The organism is Ruegeria sp. D7 (assembly GCF_056534355.1).
The window spans coordinates 100963-125137 of the sequence record NZ_JBQFPG010000010.1 but is presented as its reverse complement, the minus strand read 5'-3'; the positions used below and the strand labels follow the sequence as shown (position 1 = coordinate 125137).

Genomic DNA, 24175 nt, shown 5'->3' with positions numbered 1-24175 from the left:
TGCTTCTCTGCAAATGCAAATCCGCTTGAGGACCAAGGCACTCCCCGCTAATCACGTCGCTCAAAGGAGCATGCCCCATGTCGATGAACAGTTTTGGCCACCTCTTCCGCGTTACCACCTGGGGTGAAAGCCACGGGCCCGCCTTGGGGGCGACCATCGATGGCTGCCCTCCGGGTGTCACAATCGATGAGGGCATGATTCAGCATTGGCTGGACAAGCGCAAACCAGGTCAGAACAAATTCACCACACAGCGGCGCGAACCCGATCAGGTTAAAATCCTGTCCGGTGTGTTCGAAGGCCAGACCACGGGCACACCGGTGCAGTTGATGATCGAGAACACCGATCAGCGCTCGAAAGACTACGGCGACATCATGGACAAGTTTCGTCCGGGACACGCCGACATCACATATTGGCAGAAGTACGGGATCCGTGACTATCGCGGCGGCGGGCGCAGTTCGGCGAGGGAAACGGCATCACGTGTGGCGGCCGGAGGACTCGCGCGTGAGGCTATCAAACAGATCGCTCCGAATGTTCAAATCACCGGTTATATGACCCAGATCGGTCCGCACAAGATCGACCGTGCCAATTTCGACTGGTCGCAGATCGAACAGAATCCATTCTGGACGCCCGACGCCAAAGCAGCCGAAGATTGGGCCGCTTATCTGGACGACCTGCGCAAATCCGGCAACTCGGTCGGCGCAGTGGTCGAAGTGGTCGCGCGCGGCGTTCCGGCGGGGCTCGGCGCGCCGGTTTATGCCAAGTTAGACACTGATCTGGCTGCAGCCATGATGTCGATAAACGCCGTTAAAGGGGTTGAAATCGGTGAAGGCATGGACGCCGCCGAACTGACTGGCGAGGCCAACGCCGACGAGATATTCATGGGACAGGACGGCCCTCAATACAGCTCGAACCACGCAGGCGGTATTCTGGGCGGCATTTCGACCGGCCAGGATGTTGTGGTGCGCTTTGCGGTCAAGCCGACCTCGTCCATTCTGACCGCCCGCAAGACCATCACCAAATCCGGCGAAGAGACCGAGATCATTACCAAAGGCCGCCACGACCCCTGCGTCGGCATCCGTGCCGTTCCGGTAGGTGAGGCAATGATGGCTTGCGTGATCCTTGATCACCTGCTCCTGCACCGTGGTCAAATCGGCGAGAACCGTGGACAGATTGGCTGATCTGCGCGCTTCGCTGCGCGCGGTCGTCAGGCAACGGATGCAGACGGATCCGGCGCATGATCTGGCGCACCTGGATCGGGTTTGGGTTAATGCGCAGGCGATTGCGGATGATGAAGCCAACCCGCGTGTCTTGCTGGCGGCGTGTTATCTGCATGATCTGATCAACCTGTCAAAAGATGACCCGGATCGGCATCTGGCCTCGATGCGATCCGCCACTGAATCAGAGCCTATTCTTGAAGAATTCGGCTATTCCACCACTGAAATTGGGGCCGTACAGCACGCGATTGCCGCCCATAGCTTTTCGGCTAACATCCCGCCCGAAACACTCGAAGCGCGAATATTACGGGATGCCGATCGTCTGGATGCGTTGGGTGCTATCGGTATCGCCCGCAACTTTTCAGTATCGGGCGCCCTGGGACGCACCCTTTATGACCCGTCAGATCCGTTTGCCGAAAACCGTTTGCCGAATGACCTGATTTTTTCAATCGATCACTGGCAAATAAAACTGCTGCGCTTACCCAATGAAATGCTGACCGAAAAAGGCAGGGCCATCGCGCAGGACCGAGCCGCGCGGATGATGAGGTTTCTAAAGGACCTGTCAGAGGAAATCGGAGCTCAGCTTCCACTAGACTGGTCCAATCTCTGATACGTCAACTTTGGCCAGTTGATCTTTCCGCCTCAAAGGCGCAGGTTCGCGACCATGGCGAAATCCTTAACATCGCATCGTCCGGCATTGGCCGTGGCGCTTAAGCTTAGTGCGCTCGTGCTGTTCACGACGATGTCTGCATTGGTCAAGGCTTTGTCAGATGATTTCCCGCCGGGAGAGATGGTGTTTTTCCGCTCGCTTTTCGCGATTCCGGTTATCATCGCCTGGCTGGTCTGGCGAGGAGAGCTGGTGCACGGCTTTGTCGTCAAGAAGCCGATGGGCCATTTCTGGCGCGGGGTTCTGGGAACCTCGGCCATGGGACTGACCTTTACTGGTCTTAGCCTGTTGCCGCTGCCCGAGGTAACCGCCATCGGATATGCAACCCCGATCTTCACGCTGATTCTGGCTGCAATCATGTTGGGCGAGCGGATACGAATGATTCGTATCGGGGCCGTCGCGCTTGGCCTCGTCGGCGTTCTGATCATGATCTGGCCCCGGCTGGGTTCAGGCACTGCCGAAACCGCCGCAACAATAGGTGCGCTTTGCGTGCTGGCTGCAACCGTTGCCCGTGCCTTTGTGCAGATACATATTCGACAACTGGTACAGGTGGATCATCCCGCCGCAATCGTGTTCTATTTCTCTCTCACAGCGACCTTGCTTTCGGGTCTCACAGTGTTTTGGGGCTGGGTTATCCCGACATGGGAGCAAGCCGCATTGCTGGTGACAATCGGCCTGATCGGCGGAGTGGCGCAGATTCTGGTGACCTCGTCCTACAAGTTTGGACAAGCGTCAATGCTGGCACCTTATGACTACACCACAATGCTGTTCGCCATTGTCATTGGTTATTTCTGGTTCGATGAGTTGCCAACCCTGGTGATGCTGGGCGGCGCGGCGTTGGTGATTGCAGGCAACGTCGTGGTGATCCTGCGTGAACGACAACTTGGCCTTGATCGGACCAAAGCGCGATCAGCAACGGATCCCAAAGCCTGACTTTACCTTTCGCAATCTTTCCCTAGTTTGGGTCGCGATACACCTATGAGGTTTCCCGATGAGCGACGCACAGAACCACAAAGAAAAGATGCAAGAGGTGCAAGCCAAGCACCGCAAGAAAGTCTCGGAAGCGGTCGATCCCGGCCGGGGACTGGTGCTGATCAATACAGGTAAGGGCAAGGGAAAATCCTCGGCTGCGTTTGGCGTGGTGATCCGGGCATTGGGCTGGGGCCAGAAAGTGGCTGTGGTTCAGTTCATCAAGGGCAAATGGAAAACGGGTGAGCGCAGGTTCTTTGAGGAACGCGATCTGGTCACCTGGCACACGATGGGCGAAGGGTTTACCTGGGATACGCAGGACCGCGAGCGCGACATCGCGGCTGCGACTTCGGCCTTCAACAAGGCCTGTGATCTGATGAAAAGCGGCGACTACGATCTGGTTGTCCTCGACGAGATCAATATCGCCCTGCGCTACGAATACCTTTCAGTAGACACTGTTATTGAGGGGCTTCAGACCCGATCAGACAAAACCAGCGTGTTCCTGACTGGCCGGGATGCCCCGCAAGCCCTAAGGGACTATGCGGATCTGGTAACCGAGATGACCGAAGAAAAACACCCGTTCCAAGCCGGCATCAAAGCCCAACGTGGTGTGGATTTCTAGGCCCGCGCACCACCCTCATTCAGCGCGCGCATCGAATCGCGCCTGACTGCGTACATCTTTGCGGCTGAGCGTTCTTCGAGCGCCCGGCAGCGCTCGGCGTTGCAGGTCTTGTGATCGAGATAGGCCGCGACTTCTGAGGTTAGCGCGTCGCAATCACACGATGCACAGCAGGGGTCGGCCATCAGTTCTTCAAATCGATCACGCAATCGCGGGCTCCTTTGGTCGTTCCCGGGGCGATGGCGGGCTTTCACATCTGCTTTTGCTGAGCCCACAGATCGCCCCGGAACCAGTTGCTTGATGGTGTCATCTGGCGTTGCGTTATATCTGATGGTTTTTGTCGGAAAATTCAAGCCTGAAAATCTGATGCAAAAGGGGCGACCTATTGGGCAAATTTGGCCTTATTAGTGTCTAAAACAAAAAAGGGCCATCCGGATGCCCGCATGGCCCAGCTGATCGCTACGGTTCTGACTCACTTCAAGCAATAGCGCTCTGTTCGGGCGCGCTGAGCGAGATCACCACAACGACTGCGGCCCCGTTCACCCAGTAGAACAACGCATCAAGCCCAGAAAACCCAAACAGGCTGGGTGCCAAAAGGAACGTGACGCCGACAAGCAGATCAACAGCCAAGTGAAACTTGTATGGCAGAACCCGCCAAATCCCAAGGTGATGGTCTGTCAGAACGGTCAGTACGAATGCGGCAATGCCGGTCACAACGGACAGCCAGAGTGCCAGCGGGTTGGACTGGCCCAACCCCAGTACAAAAGGCAAAACCATCAGCGCAATCGCAACCGGGTAGTCAAGATAGGCATGGACAGAGCGGGTGACAAAACGCAGGGACATGTGAACTTCCTTTCTTCAATCAGTGATGATCAAAGATTAGGGGCGCGCGATTGAACGCAACATCCCAGTTCGTTTTGCATTTATTGCAGATCGTTCAATTGATCAGTACGATTAGTGCATCGCACGGTACGCGGCGGGCGACAGTCCGACCTGCTTCTTGAACACGCGTGAAAACGCAGCCTCGGACGCGTATCCCACTTCTGCTGCAGCATCCGCAACGTTCCAGCGATTTTCGGTCAACCCATGGCACGCGATCTGCATCCGCCAGTCCGTCAGGTACTGCATCGGGGTAGTCCCCATCTTTTGTGAGAAAAGCTGCGCAAATGCAGTGCGTGACATTGCTGCTTCTCGCGCGAGCATCGCAACGCTCCACTCCTGCGCCGGAGACTGGTGAAATGCTGTCAGCGCCCGCGAGATGCGCGGATCGGCAAATCCGGCAAGTGCGGCATCATGAGGACTTTGATGTTCAAGGTATGCCCGGATCGCTTGCGCAAACAGCACTTCGGACAGTTTCAGCGCGATCAGGTCACCGCCGATACGAGCACCGGACACTTCAGATCCGATCATACGCAATGTCGCCTCGATCCAGGCACCCGCTTCTTCACCGTAATTCTCGATCAGTATAAAAGGTGGCAACCGGTCGATCAGCATATGACCGGTTCCGTTTCGCCCGGCTGGCCCGGTGAATGAGAAATGTCCGCAAATCAGTTGCGTATCGCGCTCGTCTTCCTCACCGCCATAGACCAGGACACCATCGCCTTTGTAGCCTGACAGCTCTAACACCCGCTCAAGGGGCAAGGCATCATAGGGTTTGACTTCATTACACAGCAGCGCATGCGGCGCACCGTGGGGAATGAGAATCAGATCACCCTGCCGCAACCGCAAGGTCTCGCCGGTTGTTGGCAGGTGCACCTTCAATTCACCGCGTTGCACAAAGTGAAACCGGGCCACGTTCTCGAAGCCCGGCACCTGTATCCCAAACGGCGGAGTAAAGGATGTGCGGAAATAAAATGTGCCACGCAGAGAAAGGCGTGTAAGGATATCGCTGAGAAGATCTAACATGAGCCAACGATACGGCTTGGCCCGGCAGCGTCCATACCTTCGAACAATCTGCATGCATATTTGCATGATCTGCAATCAAAACCCCCGCCTGAGCGGGGGTTCAATACGGTGTTAACTTACGCGCGGACCAATTTCTCATAATCTTCGGCGATTTCGCGGGTCAGATCGCCAACCTCGAAGGTATAATCGCCGATCTGCCCGACAGGTGTAACCTCGGCTGCAGTGCCAGTCAGCCAGCATTGCTCGAAATCGGCCATCTCCTCGGGACGGATCCGACGTTCATGAACAGTGATGCCCTTGTCTTTCAGCATCTGGATCACCGTCTGACGAGTGATGCCGTTGAGGAAGCAATCGGCCAGCGGGGTGTGCACTTCGCCATCCTTAACGAAGAAGACATTTGCCCCCGTCGCCTCGGCGACGTTGCCATTATAATCCATGAACAAAGCGTCCGAGCAGCCTTTGGCCTCAGCTTTGTGTTTGGAAATGGTGCAGATCATGTAAAGACCTGCTGCCTTGGCATGGACTGGAATGGTTTCCGGGCTTGGTCGTTTCCACTCGGCGATGTCCAACTTGGCGCCTTGCATCTTAGCGTCACCGTAATAGGCACCCCAAGGCCAAACAGCGATGGCCATCCGAACCGGGTTCTTGGCGGACGCCACACCCATATCCTCGCCCGAACCGCGCCAGACCAGCGCACGTACATACGCATCTTGAAGACCACTGGCTTTGAGCGCTTCTTCCTTGGCGGCCTCGATCTCATCGACCGAGTATGGCATCGGCATATCCAGCGCCTCTGCCGACGCGATCAGGCGTTCGGAATGTTCGCGGCTTTTGAAGATCTTGCCGTTGTAAGCGCGCTCACCCTCGAACACCGAAGACGCATAATGCATCGCGTGGGACAGGATGTGCACATTGGCCTCACGCCAGGGCACCAATTCGCCATCCATCCAGATGACACCGTCGCGATCGTCATATCCAGCCATGCGAAACCTCCTGAACCGGTCGATATTTCCGAATGTTGCGCCGTTTAGGTCCGTATCGGACACAATGTTGCGCAAAAACTGCGATTCGATACCTGTGCGCTCTTGGAATGTCAATAAGGCTGACATAAAGTCAGGTTATATTGCGAATGAGGCCCAACATGACCGACATCCGTCCCGCCCCGGTCTTTGGCGGAGAAAGCCTGTTGTTTCTGACAGATGAACAACTGAGGCAGGGCATCGAGGCCATGTTTTTTGCCTATCGCGGCTTTACCGCTGATCCGGACCGTATCCTGACTGAATTGGCCTATGGCCGTGCTCATCATCGGGCCATCCACTTCATCAACCGTGCGCCGGGTACAACCGTCAACAATTTACTGGCCATATTGGGTGTCACGAAGCAATCGCTGAATCGCGTCTTGCGCAGCCTGATTGAAGATGGGTTGGTCGAAAGCCGGGTCGGAACAGTGGACAAACGCGAACGCCACCTATTTCTGACGGATAAAGGAAAGGCACTCGAGGCCAAACTATCTGACGCCCAGCGCGCCCGGATGCGTGCGGCCTACAAAGATGCGGGCCCCGAAGCGGTGGCCGGGTTTCGCAAAGTGCTTGAAGCGATGATGGATGCTGATATGCGTCGTGCATATACGAAACTGCGGGATACGACTTCATGAGCGAAATGGACGCCCATCTTCTGATCGTCGACGATGACGAGCGCATTCGCGATTTGCTCAAGAAATTCCTGATGCGCAGCGGGTTTCTGGTGACCTCAGCGCGGGATGCAGCCCATGCGCGGCGGGTTTTGTCGGGACTGGATTTCGATCTGATCGTGCTGGATGTGATGATGCCCGGTGAGGACGGTGTGAGCCTGACCCGATCTCTGCGCGACACCCATTCCACCCCGATCCTGCTGTTGACGGCCAAGGGCGAAACCGAGCATCGGATTGCCGGGCTGGAGGCAGGCGCCGATGACTATCTGGCGAAACCATTCGAACCCAAAGAGTTGCTGCTGAGAATCAATGCCATTCTGCGTCGGATGCCGGAAACGCCTGCGCAGGATACGGCGGCGAAGATTCTGCATCTTGGTCCAATTCGCTATGATATCGAACGCGGTGAGATGTGGCAGGGCGAAGATCCCGTCCGCCTGACCGCGACAGAGAGCCAGCTGATGAAGATATTCTCGGCCCAGCCGGGTGAGCCGATCAGCCGCGCCAAACTTGTCGAGGATTTGGGTCGTGACAAGGGTCAGGCGCAGGAGCGCGCAGTGGATGTACAGATCACACGATTGCGCCGGAAGCTTGAGCAAGATCCGAAGCAGCCGCGCTATCTTCAGACCGTGCGCGGTGCAGGCTACATGCTGGCGCCGGATTGATTTAACCGCTGTGCGGCGTTTATTTACCTCTGGCACAGAAATTACTGGCCAGATGAAGATGGAATCCTGATGAAAACCGCTTTGTTGACCCATGCAGACTGTCTTGATCACGTAACTCCGCAGGGTCACCCGGAACGCGTAGCCCGGCTGGAGCATATCCTACATGCACTGGAAGATCTTGATCTGCAGCGCGTGACGGCTCCTTTAGCAGCTGATGACGATCTGTTGAGGGTGCACCCGCAGAGTCACATTAGCGATATTCTTGGCCATAGACCCTTGGATGGGTTCAAACAGATTGACGGAGACACGTTCATGTCGCCAGGCTCGGTCGATGCGGCCTATCGTGCGGCGGGTGCGGCGGTGCGGGCCGTTGATTTGGTTCTGGGCGGTGAAGCACCGAACGCGTTTTGCGCCATTCGTCCACCGGGACATCATGCCGAGACCGAAACGGCCATGGGATTCTGTCTGTTTGGCAATGCCGCGTTGGCTGCAAAGCACGCACTTGATCATCATGGGCTGAGCCGGGTAGCGGTTGTCGACTTCGACGTGCATCACGGCAATGGCACGCAAGACCTGCTGTGGGACGAGAAACGCGCCTTGGTGATCACCAGCCAGCAGATGCCCTTGTGGCCCGGCTCGGGCCGCCCGGATGAGACCGGGGCCTATGAGACGGTTTTGAATATTCCTTTAGCCCCAGGCACAGGCGGAGCGGAGATGCGGGCCGTTTATGAAACGCAAGCTTTTCCACGACTGCGGGAATTCAAACCAGAACTGATCATTATCTCTGCCGGGTTCGACGCGCATCAGGATGATCCGTTGGCCAATCTCAACTGGTCCACCGGCGATTTCGCCTGGATCACGGCGGAGCTGTGCAAGATTGCTGATGAGGTGTGTGATGGCCGTATCGTCTCGACTCTGGAAGGCGGGTATGATCTGAACGCACTGGCCGAGGCGACACGCGCCCATGTGGAAGAACTGATAAAGGCAGCACGATGACCGATACCCCAGTTGAACAGATGACGTTCGAACAAGCGATGAAAGAGCTTGAGGCCGTGGTTGGCCAGTTGGAACGTGGTGATGTGGCGCTGGATCAATCGATTGCGCTGTACGAACGTGGCGCCGCATTGAAGAAGCGCTGCGAGGATGAGTTGAAGCGTGCTGAGGAAAAAGTGGCCGCGATCACTCTGGACGCAGATGGCCAGCCAACCGGGACGACGCCTGTCGAAGGTCAGTAAATGTTTCGTGAAAAGCTGGCACAGGATGCCGCGCTGATTCAGAGCCATTTCGATCTGGTTCTGAGCGCGCTGGATGATCTGGATGTGACACGGGCCATGGCCTATGCCACCGAGGGCGGCAAGCGTCTGCGAGGGTTTCTGGTATTGGAAAGCGCGCGGTTGCTTGGCGTCGATACAGCTCGGGCAATCTGGCCAGCGACAGGTATTGAAGCGCTGCATGCATACTCTCTGGTCCATGACGACCTGCCTTGCATGGATGATGACGACCTGAGGCGTGGACGCTCGACGGTGCACGTGAAATGGGATGAGGGCACCGCCGTTCTGGCCGGGGATGCGCTGCAGACACTTGCGTTTGAGCTTTGCGCTCGACCAGAGGTTGGAAACGCTGAAATACGCGCTGAACTGGCTCTAACGCTGGCAAAAGCGAGCGGCGCACAGGGTATGGTTCTGGGTCAGGCGCTGGATATCGCCGCTGAGACGGCGGCGGAGCCGCTGACACTGGATGAGATTACACATCTGCAAGCGGGCAAGACCGGTGCGTTGATCGAATGGTCCGCCTGCGCGGGTGCGCGATTGGCGCAGGCCGATCCCACCCCCTTGCGCCAATATGCCCAGGCGCTTGGGCTTGCCTTTCAGATCGCGGATGACATTTTGGATGTCGAAGGAGATGCCGAAAAGGCCGGAAAGCGGCTGCAGAAAGACGCCGAGGCGGGCAAAGCGACCTTTGTCTCGCTACTTGGTCTGGACGCCGCCAGATCCCGTGCAATTGAGCTTGTGGATCAGGCTTGTGCTGCGCTGGACGAACATGGCCCCGCTGCAGAAACCTTGAAGCAGGCTGCCCGCTTCGTTATTGCCCGGGACAGCTAAGCCAGGAACGCCAAATGTCTGACCGCCCGAATACGCCCTTGTTGGACCTTGTGAGCCGCCCAGCGGATCTGAAGCAGTTTTCAGATGCGCAGTTGCATCAGGTCGCACATGAGTTGCGGGCCGAGACGATTTCAGCAGTTTCGGTGACCGGAGGGCATCTGGGCGCGGGTCTGGGTGTCGTCGAGCTGACCACGGCGCTGCACGCGGTATTCGACACGCCACGAGACAAGATCATCTGGGACGTAGGTCACCAGTGTTATCCGCACAAGATTCTGACAGAACGCCGGGACCGAATTCGCACCCTGCGCACAAAAGACGGCCTAAGCGGATTCACCAAGCGCAGTGAAAGCGCCTATGATCCATTCGGCGCTGCACATTCCAGTACTTCGATCAGTGCCGCGCTAGGCTTTGCTGTCGCGCGTGATCTGGGCGGCGTTACGCCTGAAGGGCTGGGCGATGCGATCGCTGTGATCGGCGATGGCTCTATGTCCGCCGGCATGGCCTTTGAGGCGATGAACAACGCAGGCCACCTGAAGAAACGCTTGATCGTAATTCTCAATGACAATGAGATGAGCATTGCACCGCCGGTGGGTGCCCTATCGAACTATCTATCGCGCATCTATGCCGAAGAACCGTTTCACGATCTGAAAGCTGCTGCCAAAGGTGCGGTGTCGTTGCTGCCGGAACCCTTCCGCGAAGGGGCAAAGCGCGCCAAGGATATGCTGAAGGGCATGGCCATGGGCGGGACGCTATTTGAAGAGCTCGGCTTTTCCTATCTCGGCCCCATCGACGGGCATGATCTGGACCAGTTGCTGCCGGTTCTGCGTGCGGTCAAGGCGAAGGCAAGCGGACCGATCCTGATCCATGTGCTGACCAAGAAAGGCAAGGGGTATGCCCCCGCCGAACAGGCCCGCGACAAGGGTCACGCGACCGCCAAGTTCGATGTGGTGACGGGCGAGCAGAAAAAGGCGCCTTCGAACGCGCCTTCCTATACCTCGGTCTTTGGCACGACACTGGTCGATGAAGCAGCGCGGGATGACAAGATCGTCGCGGTTACAGCCGCGATGCCGGACGGGACCGGGCTGAACCTGTTTGCCGAGCGCTATCCGTCGCGCTGTTTCGACGTAGCGATTGCCGAACAGCATGGCGTGACCTTCTCGGCTGCGTTGGCCGCCGGGGGAATGAAGCCTTTCTGTGCGATGTATTCAACCTTCCTGCAGCGTGGCTATGATCAGGTTGTGCATGATGTGGCGATCCAACGCCTGCCGGTGCGATTTGCCATCGACCGAGCGGGTCTGGTTGGGGCAGACGGTGCGACCCATGCGGGGTCGTTTGATATTGCTTACATGGCCAACCTTCCGGGTATGGTTGTCATGGCGGCTGCAGATGAGGCCGAATTGATGCACATGGTCGCCACTGCGGTGGCACATGACGATGGCCCGATCGCTTTCCGGTATCCTCGCGGCGAAGGAGCGGGCGTTGATCTGCCCGAGCGCGGAGAAATATTGGAGATCGGCAAGGGCCGATTGATCCAGAAAGGTGCCCGGGTGGCGCTGCTGTCTTTCGGTACGCGGCTGGCCGAAGTGCAGAAAGCAGCAGAGGCGCTGTCGGCGCGCGGGATCAAGCCCACCATCGCCGATGCACGCTTTGCCAAACCGCTGGATCGGGACCTGATCCTTGATCTGGCTGCCAATCACGAGGCACTGATCACCATCGAGGAAGGGGCCATCGGCGGCTTTGGCAGCCATGTTGCGCAATTGCTTGCGGATGAGGGCGTGTTTGACGAAGGGTTGAAGTATCGCTCGATGGTGCTGCCGGATATCTTCATCGATCAGGCGAGCCCGGCGGATATGTACGCCGTCGCAGGAATGAACGCAGAACAGATCGAGGCAAAGGTGCTTTCGGTTCTTGGCGTTGCTACAATCGGTGAGAAACGCGCCTGATATTCGGGTGTTGCCGCCCCTGGATGCTGAAAAAATAAGCAGTTCAAAAATGATCTAGGTCAATTCCTTACACGCTGTGCTACGCTAACACCCGAGTCAGGCAGGCCAACCCCTGTCGATCACTCAAAGGTCGCGAGCGAATGAACAAGCTAGCCAGCCGACGCGCATTCCTGAAAGGGAAAGTGCTGCGCGAGGATACATCAGCCATCCACCCACCGGGTGCGGTGACCGAGTTTCTTGAGCTTTGCACTCAATGCGACGAATGCCGCGAGGCCTGCCCTGAAGATATCATCCGTTTCGACGCGCAAGGCTGGCCTGTTGTGCAATTGGACGCAGGCCCATGCACATTTTGCGGTGATTGCGCCAATGCTTGCCCGACCGGGGCGCTGAATCCTGAACACGTGGCTGATTGGCCTTGGCGCGCTGCGGTGTCGGCCTCTTGCCTGTCGATGAATGGTGTCAGCTGTCGGGTTTGTCAGGATGTCTGCGACCACAACGCGATCCGCTTTCGGCTGCAAACCGGTGGTCGTGCTGAACCTCAACTCGACACCGATATTTGTACCGGCTGTGGCGCTTGTGCCAGCGCCTGTCCTGCCGGTTCTGTCAGCTTTGAACGCCACACCCCGCCCACTCAGGAGGTAGCCTTATGAATATCTGTGGATGCCTCGTCCATGTAACCCCCGAAACCACGCAGAGTGCACGGGCCGCGATTGCAGGTACAAACGGGGCAGAAGTTCACGCAGCATCCGAGGATGGCCGCATTGTTGTTGTGGTCGAGGATACGCCGGAAAAAATGGCGTCCGAGACGATCATGGATCTGCACCAGATCCCGGGTGTGATCTCTCTGACCCTGACCTACCACCATTTCGAAGACCTCGCGGAGACCCGTCCGCACCTTAACGCTTCTCGCCAGATCTAAAGCCGGAGACCCATGTCATGACCATCTCTGAATCCCGCCGGACCTTTTTGAAATCAACCGCCGCCGCTGCGACAGCATCAGCCGCAGGACTTCCCCTTGCGACCGGACAAGCCAGCGCTCAGGTCGGCAACCCTGATATCCGTTGGGACAAAGCCGCCTGCCGGTTCTGCGGCACCGGATGCTCGGTTCTGGTTGGCACCAAAGACGGGCGCGTGGTCGCCACGCAAGGCGACCCGGATGCGCCGGTGAACCGCGGTCTGAACTGTATCAAGGGCTATTTCCTGTCCAAGATCATGTACGGCAAAGACCGCCTGACCACGCCGATGCTGCGCAAAACCAACGGCGAATATGACAAGAACGGTGAGTTCGAACCCGTCAGCTGGGACGAAGCCTTCGACGTCATGGCTGCCAAGTGGAAAGAGGCCCTTGCCAAGAAAGGCCCGACCAGTGTCGGCATGTTCGGTTCGGGCCAGTGGACCGTTTGGGAGGGCTACGCTGCTGCCAAGATGATGAAAGCCGGTTTCCGATCCAACAACATCGACCCCAACGCGCGCCACTGTATGGCCTCGGCGGTTGTCGGCTTCATGCGCACCTTCGGCATTGATGAACCAATGGGCTGCTATGACGATTTCGAGCACGCAGACACATTCGTGCTCTGGGGCTCGAACATGGCCGAGATGCACCCGATTCTGTGGTCACGCCTGACCGACACACGTCTGACCAAACCGGGATCCGAAGTGCATGTACTGTCGACCTATGAACACCGCTCGTTCGAGTTGGCAGACAATGGAATGGTCTTTGCGCCGCAGACCGATCTGGCGATCCTGAACTATATCGCCAACTACATTATCCAGAACGGCGCGGTGAACGAAGAGTTCGTCAACAAACACGTCAACATCACCAAGACCGCCACCGATATTGGCTATGGACTGCGCGATAACAACCCGCTGCAGGAAGAGGCAGAGAATCCAAACTCTGGCAAGATGGAGCCGATCAGCTTCGAAGAATATGCAGAAGCGGTATCGGAATACACGCTGGAATACACATCGGAACTCTCCGGTGTTCCTGCCGCTCAGCTTGAGCGTCTGGCCCAGCAATATGCCGACCCCAACCGCAAAGTGATGAGTCTGTGGACCATGGGCTTCAACCAGCACACTCGCGGATCGTGGGTGAACTCGCTGATGTACAATGTGCACCTGCTGGTGGGTAAGATTTCCGAACCCGGAAACTCGCCCTTCTCGCTGACCGGTCAACCTTCGGCCTGTGGTACGGCACGTGAGGTCGGAACCTTCGCTCACCGTCTGCCGGCTGATATGGTTGTGGCAAACGACAAACACCGCGAGATTTGCGAGACCGCGTGGAAAATTCCTGCGGGCACCATCCCACCCAAACCCGGATTCCACGCCGTTTTGCAGCACCGCAAGCTGAAGGACGGCGATCTGAATGCCTATTGGGTGCAGTGCACCAACAACATGCAGGCCGCGCCCAATATCAACGAAGAAGGCTATCCCGGCTATCGCAACCCGGAGAACTTCATTGCCGTCTCCGATCCCTATCCTACTGTAACAGCCCTGTCGGCTGACCTGATCCTGCCTACCGCCATGTGGGTCGAGAAGGAAGGCGCCTATGGCAACGCCGAGCGTCGCACCCAATTCTGGCGGCAACAGGTCAAAGCTCCGGGCGAAGCGAAATCCGATCTGTGGCAGTTGATGGAGTTCTCCAAACGCTTCACCGTTGAAGAGGTTTGGGGTGAGGAACTGCTGGCCACCATGCCAGAACATCGTGGTAAGACCATGTATGACGTGCTGTTCGCCAATGGCACGATCGACAAGTTCCCGCTGTCAGAGACCGCAGAAGGATTCGACAACGACGAGTCCGAGCACTTTGGCTACTACGTGCAAAAGGGCCTGTTCGAGGAATATGCCGAGTTTGGGCGCGGCCACGCGCACGATCTGGCCCCATTCGAAACCTACCACCAGGCGCGTGGCCTGCGCTGGCCAGTCGTGGATGGCAAGGAAACACTGTACCGCTTCCGAGAAGGCTATGATCCGTATGTGCCTGAAGGCGAAGACGTGAAATTCTATGGCCATAAGGACGGCAAGGCCAAGATCATCTTCGCGCCATACGAACCCGCCCCCGAGGTACCGGATGAGGAATTCAACCTGTGGCTCTGCACCGGGCGTGTGCTGGAACATTGGCATTCAGGTTCGATGACCCGCCGCGTGCCCGAATTGCACCGCTCCTATCCCGCCGCCGTTGTCTACATGCACCCGGATGATGCGCGCGAGCGTGGTCTGCGGCGCGGACAGGAGATCGTTCTGTCTACCCGCCGCGGCGAGGTCAACAGCCGTGTCGAAACCCGAGGCCGGAACAAAGTACCGCGTGGTCTGGTGTTCATGCCGTGGTTCGACGAAGGCCAGCTAACCAACAAGCTGACGCTAGACGCAACCTGCCCGCTGTCGAAAGAGACCGACTTCAAGAAATGCGCCTGTAAGGTCGAGCGCGCGTAAAAGGCTGGCAAGGCAAAGGTCGTCCCCATGTCTCGTGTTGGCACACCCCTTTCGCCGCAGCGGCGCCGGTTCCTGCAGGACTCGGCGCGCGCAGCGGGTGGCTGCGTCGCAGCAGGGTCCTTGCTGGCCTGGCTGGCGCGGGACGCACGGGCGTTGCCGGCCGAAGCATTGCGACCTCCCGGTGCCTTGCCGGAAAAAGACTTTCTATCAGCCTGCATTCGCTGCGGTTTGTGCGTGCGGGAATGTCCCTATGACACGCTGAAACTGGCCGAGCTGGGTGTCGATGCGGTGGCCACCGGCACGCCGTATTTCACCGCCCGTGATGTTCCCTGCGAAATGTGCGACGACATCCCCTGTGTCGCTGCCTGCCCGACCGGGGCGCTGGACCCCGGCCTGGACAATATCGACGACGCCAAGATGGGTGTCGCCGTTCTGGTCGATCAGGAAAACTGCCTGAACTTCTTCGGCCTGCGCTGCGATGTCTGTTACCGCGTCTGCCCCGTCATCGACGAGGCCATTACGCTGGAGACCGAACACAACGCCCGCTCGGGCAGTCATGCAATCTTCATTCCAACCGTTCACGCCGATCATTGCACCGGCTGCGGCGTTTGCGAGAAAAGCTGCGTTCTGCCCGAAGCGGCGATCAAGGTGCTGCCCGCCCGATTGGCTCGGGGCAGCAGCGCCGATCACTACCGCAAGGGCTGGGAAGAGAAAGAAGCCAAAGGCGCGCCCGTCGTCGAAGGTATCATCGATTTGCCTGATCGCCTGCCGGGACCGGGCACCGATAACCTTGTCGCACCGGGCGGGTTTGAGCCCAGATTCAAATTGCCGGAGGTCACTCAATGACCGTCCGCACAAACATGCCGCTGGGGCATGAAGCTATCGCCGCCAAAGGTTGGCTGAGTGCCCATAAATACCTGCTGCTGCGCCGCGCCAGCCAAGTGTTCTTCCTGGTACTGTTCCTGTTGGGCCCGTGGTTCGGCATCTGGATCGTGCAGGGCACTCTGGCCGGGTCGCTGACCCTAGGCGTACTGCCCCTGACCGATCCGTTCGTCTTGCTGCAAAGTCTGATCGCAGGGCACTGGCCCGAGCTGACCGCCGCCATTGGTGCCGTCATCGTTCTGGCGACCTACGCGTTGGTCGGAGGCCGCGTCTATTGCTCGTGGGTCTGCCCGATCAACCCTGTAACCGACGGCGCGCACTGGCTGCACCGCAAGCTGGGTCTGCAAAAAGGCTGGCAGCCCAAACGCGGAACGCGGCTGTGGATCATGGCCACTGTGCTGATCGTCTCTGGCCTGACTGGCGCAATTGCTTGGGAACTGGTCAACCCGATCACCATGCTGCATCGCGGGTTGATCTTTGGCATGGGCTTCGTCTGGGCGATGGTCGCCGCGATCTTCCTGTTTGACTTGCTTGTCTCGCGCCATGGATGGTGCGGCCATGTCTGCCCCGTAGGCGCATTCTACGGACTGGTGGGCAGCAAGGCGATGCTGCGGGTCAGCGCCGCCAATCGCAACGCCTGTGACGATTGCATGGACTGCTACGCGGTTTGCCCAGAAAACCATGTGATCTCTCCGGCGCTGAAAGGCAAAGACAACCCGCTGATCCTGTCGCCCGACTGCACCAATTGCGGTCGCTGCATCGATGTCTGCGCTGAAGACGTTTTCAAATTCACCCATCGGTTCGACGCCCTGACCGTCGCGCCGCCGGAATCAACCGCCGCGCCCCAGCCGCGCGCCTCAAGACCTTTTTGAAGGAGTGAGAAGATGAAAAAGCCGATCCTAGTGGGCCTTGCCCTGATCCCGCCGCTGCTCCTCGGTGGCCTGGCCCTCGCGCAGTCTGCCGGAGTTAACAGCCTACGCGGTGCCGAAGTCGATGAACCCGCCGTCCTGGATCAGGTGCATCGGACAGTCGAAGGCCGTATGCAGCGCAATTATCGCCAGCAGCCGCCGCTGATCCCACATTCGATCGAACAGTACCAGATCGACCTGCGTACCAATCAGTGCCTCTCCTGCCATGACTGGACCAAGGCTGGTGAACGCAACGCTCCGACGTTGTCGATGACTCACTATCTGGACCGCGAAGGGCGAGAGTTGGATCAGATCGCCGGCACACGGTATTTCTGCAATCAGTGCCACGTACCACAGGCCGATGCGCTGCCTCTGGTCGATAACACTTTTGAACCTTCCTCCGGAAACTGAACACAGGTCGAAAAGGAGAGCGCGACATGTCCGACTCCCAAGAAAAACAAGGACTCATCCGGCGCCTCTGGACCTGGTTCTGGAGCCCGATCGCCGTCCTCAGTGTCGGCTTTACACTACTGGCCGGGTTTCTGGCAGGCATCCTGTTCTGGGGTGGGTTCCACTGGGCACTGGAATTGACCAACACGGAAGAGTTCTGCGTATCCTGCCACACGATGGAAACCAATCTGGGCGAATATCGGGAAACGGTCCATTACAATAACGATTCCGGCGTGCGGGCCATCTGTTCCGATTGCCACGTCCCGGACGAGTGGAACCACAAGATCAAGGCCAAGATCATGGCCGTGAAGGACGTCTACCACGAACTGGCAGGCACCATCAGCACGAAAGAGAAGTATGAGGACCATCGTCTTTCCATGGCGTCGGTCGTATGGAAGAAGATGAAGGAATCCGACAGCCGCGAATGCCGCAACTGCCACAACTTTGACTATATGGACTTCACCCTTCAGGAAACCCGCGCAGCCAGCGAACACCAGCGCGCAATCGACACCGGCATGACCTGCATCGATTGCCACCAGGGCATCGCACACAGTCTCCCACCCAATTATTTGGAAACGTATGAGAAGATTGCGAAAGAGGTAGATGGTGAGGTTCTGCAGGAACACGCTGCAGCATCAGGGGACGACATCCGCGCGTTCCTGAACAAAAGCTCGGAACAAGGTGGGGACTGAGATGTTAGAGATACTTGGAACCATCGGCGGTAACGTACTGGGTCTGCCCGGCATTCTGGGTCTGGCACTGGGAATGATGACGCGCCAATACTGGTTGGGCGCACTGATGGGTGGATTGGTTGGCCTGATCGCGCCTCTGCTCTTTGCCGGTTGGCAGATTTCCCACGTTGGAACGATAGCGCTGCTGATCGCAATTATCGTTGGTCTCTGCGCCGGAAGTCTGGGCACCGCCATTCGCCGCAAGGGCGCAACCGTCTGAAGTGGTTGGTCGGGCCCGGCGGCAATTCCGGGGTCACCGCCCCCAGTTTTCCGCCGGATCGCTTTCCGCATAGTCCCGCAAAAGCGCGATATCCGAGATTTCGGCGTGGTTGCGGTTGATCTTCACACCCACCGCCTTGAGCCGCGAAAACGCCCGGCTCAGGCTTTCCGGCTTCATCCCCAGACGGCCTGCGATGAGCATCTTGTCGTAGGGCAGCAAAACCTCGCATCCGCCTTTGTCGCTGTCGCAGAGATTCAACAAAAACTCGGCCACGCGTTGCGCTCCGGTCTGAGCCTTGAGTTGCTCTAGCTGCGCCACCAACGAGTGAAGATGGGTAAAGGTCGCGGCCAGAATAGAAATACCGATCTCAGGGTCCTCTCTCATCAATGAGATCAGGATCGGACTGGGGATATGCATGACATCACAGGCCGATACGGCCTCGGCGGAAACAGGATAGGGAACGTTACGCAGAGCTACGGCCTCACCAAAGCTGTCACCACGTTTGAAGACGCTCACGACGGCTTCGGCCCCGGTGGGGGTCATGCGGAACAGCTTGACCCAACCCTCAAGCACGACGTGGATGGCCTGCGCTTTTTCCTCCTGCAGGAATATTGTCTCACCACGGTCATACTGACGCCAGATCGCGTGGCTCAGCAGTGTTTCCACATGCTGTTCCGGTAAACTGCGCAGCAGCAGCGACTGACGTGCGATCGCTTTTTGTGCTTCGTGAGACAAGAGAATACCCCTGTTATTTCCTGCCGGCGCATGGGCGCGGTCTGTCCATCCCTGTTCCACGCTATGCCAGAGCCGGCAGTTGTGCACCATAGTTTTATGTTGTCTAAACTTGACTATTGTCATGTTGCGGCTTGGTTCGCTGCCCTATTCTCGGCTCAAAGCCAGTATTCCGGGGAGCACGTAACATGGACTACGAGCGTTATTTCAATCAAAGCCTCAGTGACCTTCGGGATGAAGGGAACTATCGTGTTTTCATAGACTTGCAACGTCGCTGTGGTTCTTTCCCGAACGCACGTCAGACGGATGGATCTGTCCAGCGAAATGTGCGGATCTGGTGTTCGAATGACTATCTTGGCATGGGTCAGCACCCATCTGTTATCGATGCAATGCATGACGCATTGGATCGCTGTGGCGCGGGGGCCGGGGGCACGCGAAACATATCAGGCACCACTCACGACCACGTGCTGCTTGAGGCCGAACTGGCCGATCTGCATGGAAAGGAAGCCGCGCTTCTGTTTACTTCCGGGTATGTTTCGAATTGGGCAGCCCTTGGCACTCTCGCCGCGAAAATCCCCGGCCTGATCGTATTCTCTGATGCACTGAACCATGCCTCGATGATCGAAGGCATCCGCCACTCGCGGGCGCAGAAGGTGATCTGGAAACACAACGATCTGGATGACCTTGAAGCGAAACTGGCCGCAGCTGATTCCGATGCGCCGAAGATGATCGCGTTCGAGTCGGTCTATTCGATGGATGGTGACATCGCCCCCATCAAAGAGATTTGCGATCTCGCCGACAAATACGGCGCGATGACCTATCTGGATGAGGTTCATGCCGTTGGCCTCTATGGGCCACGCGGCGGTGGTATCGCTGAACGAGAAGGCCTCATGGATCGCCTGACGGTGATCGAAGGGACGCTTGGTAAAGCGTTCGGTGTGGTAGGCGGGTATATCGCTGCATCGGCTGCGCTGTGCGATTTCGTGCGCAGCTTCGCCAGCGGGTTTATTTTTACCACCGCCCTGCCACCATCGATCGCGGCCGGGGCCGCGGCCTCGATCCGGCATCTGAAACAATCGAATGCTGAACGCGACCTGCAGAAAGCCCGTGTAGCGCAGGTTCGGGCCCGTTTGGATGCGGAAGGTATTCCTCATATTCCTAACCCCAGCCACATCATCCCGGTGATGGTTGGCGATCCGGTGAAGTGCAAGTTTATCTCGGACACGCTGCTGGAAGAGTTCGGCATCTACATTCAGCCGATCAATTATCCCACCGTACCTAAAGGGACCGAGCGTCTGCGGATCACGCCGTCTCCGGTACATACGGATGAGGATATCGAGCATCTGGTTGGCGCGCTGTCCACCCTCTGGCAACGCTGTCAGATTGCGCGCATGCCGATGGCAGCCCAGTAACCAAGAAGCGCCCCCTAGCGTAATACTTCGCCGTCTCCCCGGAGGCGGCGTTTTTTGAGTCAGATCAGGTAGAGGGCGAAGACAATGATGGCAAAGCCCGTCAGCACCATGGTGAAACCTCGCAGCCAGGCCGGGCTGTTTACGAGATCAAGATAACAAGCCAGGATAACGCGACATTTCGCCAGTGCGAGAACCAGAATACACCCCGCCAGAACGGATGGCGGGATGGGCAGCACAGTCAGCAGTGCTGATGCGACGCTGAGCACCAAAAGGGTCAGCCATGCACGTGTGAGCGAATTATGGAGCGCCCTTCGCCAGTATTTGGGAAAAGATGGTGCTGCAGGCATCGGAATTATCCCAGCAGGTAGATCACGGGGAAAAGCATGATCCAGACCAGATCGACCATGTGCCAGAACTGCGCACCTGCCTCAATGTTGCGTGGATCGTCACGCCAGGCGACCAGCAGCAGGATACCGACCCCTGCCAACACATGTGCGGCGTGAAACCCGGTCAGCAGATAATAGAACAGGAAAAATGGGTGGGTCTCATAGGTGATCCCCTGTGCGGCTTTGCCCGCGTATTCCGCACCTTTGATGATCAGGAACACGACACCCAGCACGGCGGCAGTGATCAAGGCCATTCGAGCCACGCCCCGGCGCGCGATTTTTCGCCACTGCAGCGCCTGCGCCGCCAGATAGCCCGAGGTGACCAGCACCACCGTGTTGAGCGCCGCCCCTGTCCGGTAAAGGTGCGATTGAGCCTCGGCAAATCCTGTCGGGTCGGTCAGGCGCACGCCCATAAAGGCAATCAGGCCCGCACCGAAAACCAGCAATTCCGAGATGATCAGAACCCACATCAGCAGCTCGCCCGGAAGCTCATCGATCAATGAGGCGTCACTCATGCTCCAACCAGTTGGCGGTAGATCTGAGGCAGGGCCATGAACAGCCGGTGCGGGTCGGGGATGACGGCGAAGCCGCCTTGACCGAACATGCGCGGGAACCAGCTTTTGCCGGTTTTGTCGATGGTAACGCCAAAGACCGATTGCCCTGCCCGACGCGCCTCGCGCACGGCCATGCAGGTGTCTTCGATACCGTGGCGACCCTCGTAATGGTCCAGGTCGTTGGGTTTGCCGTCAGTGATGATCAACAGCAACCGGCGTTTGCGCGATTGGCAGGCCAGATCGGCGGAACAATGGCGGATTGCGGCGCCGAGGCGGGTATAGTGGCCGGGGCGCAGCGAGGCTATGCGCTGTTCCACCAAACCACCCATCGGCTCATCGAAGCGTTTACAGCGCTGCACGTAAACCCGCTGGCGTTTCAGCGAGCTGAAGGCGTGGATGGCGAAATCGTCGCCGCAGGCGTTCAAACCCCAGGCGAGTGCCGCAAGAGCCTCGCGTTCAATGTCGATCACGGCGCGGCCTGTGACGGCGCTTTCGGTCGAGCGGCTGACATCCAGCAGGATAGACACCGCCAGATCGCGCGCCTCGGGGCGCGATTGCATCCAAATGCGTTCGGTGCCTTCGCCATTGGCACAACGGTCTACCTGCGCCCGAACGGCTGCCTCGATATCCAATTGGTCACCATCCAGATGACCGCGTGTCATCACGCGGCCCGGGCGCAGCGCCTCGAACTGGCGTTTCACGGCGCGGATGCGGCGGGCAGTGGCGGGGTCTTTGCCGAACTCGGCGGCATCTTCGCGAATCTCGGCATCCGAGGTCAGAACGTTGACATGATCGGGCAAGTATTGGCCGATGCGCACGTCCCATTCGGGATACAAAACCCGTCCCGACAGGCGTTCGCGGTTCACGTCCTCCGGAGCGAGGTCCAGATGAAGTTTCAGTTTGGTCGGCGGCGCCTTCGAGATCTGACCCAAGCCAATCTCTTCCTGATCATCGGCGGCTTTCTTGGCGTTATCAGGATCGTCATCGTCGATGCGCCGGTTGATGTTCAGGAACTCGGCCCAACTGAGGATCGCTTCGAACTTGTGCAGGATGAAACTGTCGCTGCGGTTGGCCTGATCCGATTTGCGGCGGCGGGCACGGTGAGTTTTTTCGCCGGATTCCTCAGGTGGTCCTTCGGTTTCGGGGTTCTCCACTTCGTTATGTTCGGAGAACCCGACCGGGCGCAACTCGGGCCACAGCGGGACAGGCCGGAAATGCTGATAGCCGCGCGGGGCAGTGAGGTCGTCATCCAACGCTAGAAGATGTTCAGCCTTTGGCGACAAAGGCGCGGGGTCACCCAGCATGTGGCGGACCAATTCTTCAACCGCTGCCTCGACGGGTGGCAGCCCGGAAATGTCGCGTTGATACAGCACGCCCTTACACAGTTCCGCATATAGCGGGCGCAGGCCGGGGGCGTTGTGCAACGCCGCCTCGACCATCTGTCGGGCGGCAACAAGCGCATGCAGGTCGGCGCGCAACGGGTCGTCTTCGTCGATACGAGTTCCGGCATGTGCAGCGGCGGCGGCCAGCCAGACATAAAGCGCACCGTTGGCTTCACGCGCGGGAAACACCGCCAGCCGATCCGGCAAACGCAGAACTTCGCCATCGAACGACGCACGCGGCATCATCTCGGCCTCGGTTGCCAGACGACGACGCCACCCCAGACGGTGGCGCGAAATCTCGGGCGAGACCGGGCGCAATTCTACGCCCGGACTACCCCCAAGTCCTCGAAAGAGGACTGCCAGCCGCCCTGCGACCTCTGAGAGGTCGACCGCGGCTCCATCATGCACTTCAGGTGCATCAAGGCGACTGGCAAGGGTGTGCCACAGTTTCCCGATCGTTTCTTCGGGTTCCCATGGCTCAAAATCGATCCTGACCATCGGCCGGCCTCACCCAAAGACAGCCGTGACAAGATCGAGGAGCCCGCGTTTGATATCCTCATCATCAGTCAGAGGTTCGATCATTGCGGCGAGGATGGCGCGGTCGGTGGACATGCCCTGTGCGATCAGCGTCGCGGCATAAACGACCAGCCGGGTGGACACGCCTTCCTCAAGGTCCTGACCCTTAAGCCCGCGCAACTTACCTGCAAGGCGTACCAGCGGTTTACAGCGTTCAAGCGGCAGACCGCTTTCTTGCGCGACGACTTCGGCCTCCATCTCGGGCGAAGGAAAGTCGAATTCCAGCGAGATGAACCGCTGCCTGGTCGAGGGTTTCAGGGTTTTCAGGATATTCTGGTATCCGGGGTTGTACGAGGCCACCAGCATGAAGCCGGGCGCGGCCTCAAGCTCTTCACCGGTGCGGTCGATCGGCAGGATGCGCCGGTCATCGGTCAGCGGGTGCAGCACAACGGTGACGTCCTTGCGGGCTTCGACCACCTCATCAAGGTAGCAGATCGCGCCTTCTCGCACCGCACGAGTCAGAGGGCCATCAACCCAGACGGTTTCGCCGCCCTTCAAAAGGTAGCGACCGATCAGGTCGGCGGCGGCGAGGTCATCGTGGCAGGCCACGGTGTAAAGCGGGCGGCCAAGCTTGGCGGCCATATGGGCCACAAAGCGGGTCTTACCGCAACCTGTTGGACCTTTCAGCAAAACCGGCAGGTCGTTGTTGTAGGCGGCGGTGAACACATCGCATTCATCGCTTTGGGCGAGGTAGAAGGGGGCGTTCGCCGCCCCCTCATTCAGTTTCATGGAGCCATCCATA

28 protein-coding genes are annotated in these 24175 nt (G+C 58.3%); 19 read left to right on the top strand and 9 right to left on the bottom strand.

Features of this window, described 5'->3' with window-relative positions; genetic code table 11:
* Window positions 1-77 precede the first annotated feature (77 nt).
* From aroC to cobO, 4 genes are read left to right on the top strand one after another with little or no spacing between them, the layout of a single operon-like run.
* A complete protein-coding gene (gene aroC / locus ACRZ9U_RS14875; RefSeq protein ID WP_170408140.1) occupies window positions 78-1178 on the top strand; it encodes a chorismate synthase in 1101 nt (366 codons plus the stop codon).
* A complete protein-coding gene (locus ACRZ9U_RS14870; protein ID WP_170408138.1) occupies window positions 1162-1824 on the top strand; it encodes an HD domain-containing protein in 663 nt (220 codons plus the stop codon). The genes aroC and ACRZ9U_RS14870 overlap by 17 nt, the downstream gene beginning before the upstream one ends.
* 54 nt (window positions 1825-1878) lie before the next feature.
* Window positions 1879-2814, top strand: coding sequence for a DMT family transporter (locus ACRZ9U_RS14865; protein ID WP_170398226.1), 936 nt, complete (start codon window positions 1879-1881; stop codon window positions 2812-2814).
* A gap of 58 nt (window positions 2815-2872) precedes the next feature.
* Complete coding sequence (gene cobO, locus ACRZ9U_RS14860) at window positions 2873-3472, top strand: cob(I)yrinic acid a,c-diamide adenosyltransferase (RefSeq protein WP_170398223.1); 600 nt, start codon at window positions 2873-2875, stop codon at window positions 3470-3472.
* Here the strand turns inward: cobO and ACRZ9U_RS14855 are convergent.
* The 4 genes from ACRZ9U_RS14855 to ACRZ9U_RS14840 form a co-directional block, all read right to left on the bottom strand.
* Window positions 3469-3678: a hypothetical protein gene (locus ACRZ9U_RS14855; protein WP_170408136.1), complete on the bottom strand. Its 210-nt coding sequence runs from the start codon at window positions 3676-3678 to the stop codon at window positions 3469-3471. The genes cobO and ACRZ9U_RS14855 overlap by 4 nt on opposite strands.
* A 268-nt stretch (window positions 3679-3946) precedes the next feature.
* A complete protein-coding gene (locus ACRZ9U_RS14850) occupies window positions 3947-4312 on the bottom strand; it encodes an SPW repeat domain-containing protein (protein ID WP_170408134.1) in 366 nt (121 codons plus the stop codon).
* Between the two features lie 111 nt (window positions 4313-4423).
* A complete protein-coding gene (locus ACRZ9U_RS14845; protein ID WP_170408132.1) occupies window positions 4424-5374 on the bottom strand; it encodes an AraC family transcriptional regulator in 951 nt (316 codons plus the stop codon).
* A gap of 116 nt (window positions 5375-5490) precedes the next feature.
* Window positions 5491-6357: a branched-chain amino acid aminotransferase gene (locus tag ACRZ9U_RS14840; protein WP_170398212.1), complete on the bottom strand. Its 867-nt coding sequence runs from the start codon at window positions 6355-6357 to the stop codon at window positions 5491-5493.
* A gap of 158 nt (window positions 6358-6515) precedes the next feature.
* Between ACRZ9U_RS14840 and ACRZ9U_RS14835 the strand changes: the two genes are divergently transcribed.
* The 14 genes from ACRZ9U_RS14835 (at window position 6516) to ACRZ9U_RS14770 (ending at window position 18391) form a co-directional block, all read left to right on the top strand.
* On the top strand, window positions 6516-7028 hold the full coding sequence (locus ACRZ9U_RS14835; protein WP_170398209.1) for a MarR family winged helix-turn-helix transcriptional regulator: 513 nt from the start codon (window positions 6516-6518) through the stop codon (window positions 7026-7028).
* Window positions 7025-7726: a response regulator gene (locus tag ACRZ9U_RS14830; protein ID WP_170398206.1), complete on the top strand. Its 702-nt coding sequence runs from the start codon at window positions 7025-7027 to the stop codon at window positions 7724-7726. The genes ACRZ9U_RS14835 and ACRZ9U_RS14830 overlap by 4 nt, the downstream gene beginning before the upstream one ends.
* Before the next feature lie 69 nt (window positions 7727-7795).
* A complete protein-coding gene (locus ACRZ9U_RS14825) occupies window positions 7796-8722 on the top strand; it encodes a histone deacetylase family protein (protein ID WP_170408130.1) in 927 nt (308 codons plus the stop codon).
* Window positions 8719-8961 (top strand): exodeoxyribonuclease VII small subunit, encoded by a 243-nt coding sequence (locus ACRZ9U_RS14820; protein ID WP_010443127.1) that lies wholly within the window; start codon window positions 8719-8721, stop codon window positions 8959-8961. Before ACRZ9U_RS14825 ends, ACRZ9U_RS14820 begins: the two co-directional genes overlap by 4 nt.
* Window positions 8962-9828 carry a polyprenyl synthetase family protein gene (locus ACRZ9U_RS14815; protein ID WP_170408128.1) on the top strand — a complete coding sequence of 289 codons (867 nt, stop codon included), beginning with the start codon at window positions 8962-8964 and terminating at the stop codon, window positions 9826-9828.
* A 14-nt stretch (window positions 9829-9842) separates the two neighbouring features.
* Window positions 9843-11771, top strand: a complete 1929-nt coding sequence (gene dxs, locus ACRZ9U_RS14810; protein WP_170408126.1) for a 1-deoxy-D-xylulose-5-phosphate synthase — start codon at window positions 9843-9845, stop codon at window positions 11769-11771.
* Window positions 11772-11911: 140 nt separating this feature from the next.
* The gene (gene napF, locus ACRZ9U_RS14805) at window positions 11912-12421 is read left to right on the top strand and encodes a ferredoxin-type protein NapF (RefSeq protein WP_170408124.1); all 510 of its coding nucleotides are present in this window, start codon (window positions 11912-11914) and stop codon (window positions 12419-12421) included.
* Window positions 12418-12690: a chaperone NapD gene (locus tag ACRZ9U_RS14800; protein WP_170408122.1), complete on the top strand. Its 273-nt coding sequence runs from the start codon at window positions 12418-12420 to the stop codon at window positions 12688-12690. The genes napF and ACRZ9U_RS14800 overlap by 4 nt, the downstream gene beginning before the upstream one ends.
* A gap of 17 nt (window positions 12691-12707) precedes the next feature.
* Window positions 12708-15200, top strand: a complete 2493-nt coding sequence (napA, locus tag ACRZ9U_RS14795) for a nitrate reductase catalytic subunit NapA (protein ID WP_170408120.1) — start codon at window positions 12708-12710, stop codon at window positions 15198-15200.
* 27 nt (window positions 15201-15227) lie between these two features.
* On the top strand, window positions 15228-16046 hold the full coding sequence (napG, locus tag ACRZ9U_RS14790) for a ferredoxin-type protein NapG (protein WP_170408118.1): 819 nt from the start codon (window positions 15228-15230) through the stop codon (window positions 16044-16046).
* A complete protein-coding gene (gene napH / locus ACRZ9U_RS14785; RefSeq protein ID WP_170408116.1) occupies window positions 16043-16954 on the top strand; it encodes a quinol dehydrogenase ferredoxin subunit NapH in 912 nt (303 codons plus the stop codon). The genes napG and napH overlap by 4 nt, the downstream gene beginning before the upstream one ends.
* Window positions 16955-16966: 12 nt before the next feature.
* A complete protein-coding gene (locus ACRZ9U_RS14780) occupies window positions 16967-17401 on the top strand; it encodes a nitrate reductase cytochrome c-type subunit (RefSeq protein WP_170398181.1) in 435 nt (144 codons plus the stop codon).
* A 26-nt stretch (window positions 17402-17427) separates the two neighbouring features.
* Window positions 17428-18132 (top strand): NapC/NirT family cytochrome c, encoded by a 705-nt coding sequence (locus ACRZ9U_RS14775; RefSeq protein ID WP_480902178.1) that lies wholly within the window; start codon window positions 17428-17430, stop codon window positions 18130-18132.
* A 1-nt stretch (window position 18133) separates the two neighbouring features.
* A complete protein-coding gene (locus tag ACRZ9U_RS14770; RefSeq protein ID WP_170408114.1) occupies window positions 18134-18391 on the top strand; it encodes a hypothetical protein in 258 nt (85 codons plus the stop codon).
* Between the two features lie 33 nt (window positions 18392-18424).
* On the opposite strand, the gene ACRZ9U_RS14765 is transcribed toward ACRZ9U_RS14770, so the two are convergent.
* On the bottom strand, window positions 18425-19126 hold the full coding sequence (locus tag ACRZ9U_RS14765; protein ID WP_170398170.1) for a Crp/Fnr family transcriptional regulator: 702 nt from the start codon (window positions 19124-19126) through the stop codon (window positions 18425-18427).
* Between the two features lie 185 nt (window positions 19127-19311).
* On the opposite strand from ACRZ9U_RS14765, the gene hemA reads away from it, so the two are divergent.
* Window positions 19312-20535, top strand: a complete 1224-nt coding sequence (gene hemA / locus ACRZ9U_RS14760) for a 5-aminolevulinate synthase (RefSeq protein ID WP_170408112.1) — start codon at window positions 19312-19314, stop codon at window positions 20533-20535.
* Between the two features lie 59 nt (window positions 20536-20594).
* Here hemA and ACRZ9U_RS14755 read toward each other — a convergent pair whose 3' ends face one another.
* From ACRZ9U_RS14755 to ACRZ9U_RS14740, 4 genes are read right to left on the bottom strand one after another with little or no spacing between them, the layout of a single operon-like run.
* Entirely contained in the window at window positions 20595-20882 is a 288-nt protein-coding gene (locus tag ACRZ9U_RS14755; RefSeq protein WP_170408110.1) for a cytochrome C oxidase subunit IV family protein, read from the bottom strand.
* Window positions 20883-20887: 5 nt separating this feature from the next.
* On the bottom strand, window positions 20888-21436 hold the full coding sequence (locus ACRZ9U_RS14750) for a cytochrome c oxidase subunit 3 (RefSeq protein WP_170408108.1): 549 nt from the start codon (window positions 21434-21436) through the stop codon (window positions 20888-20890).
* Entirely contained in the window at window positions 21433-23355 is a 1923-nt protein-coding gene (locus ACRZ9U_RS14745; RefSeq protein ID WP_170408100.1) for a nitric oxide reductase D protein, read from the bottom strand. Before ACRZ9U_RS14745 ends, ACRZ9U_RS14750 begins: the two co-directional genes overlap by 4 nt.
* Window positions 23356-23364: 9 nt before the next feature.
* Window positions 23365-24174 (bottom strand): CbbQ/NirQ/NorQ/GpvN family protein, encoded by an 810-nt coding sequence (locus ACRZ9U_RS14740; protein WP_170398158.1) that lies wholly within the window; start codon window positions 24172-24174, stop codon window positions 23365-23367.
* Between the last annotated feature and the right edge of the window lies 1 nt (window position 24175).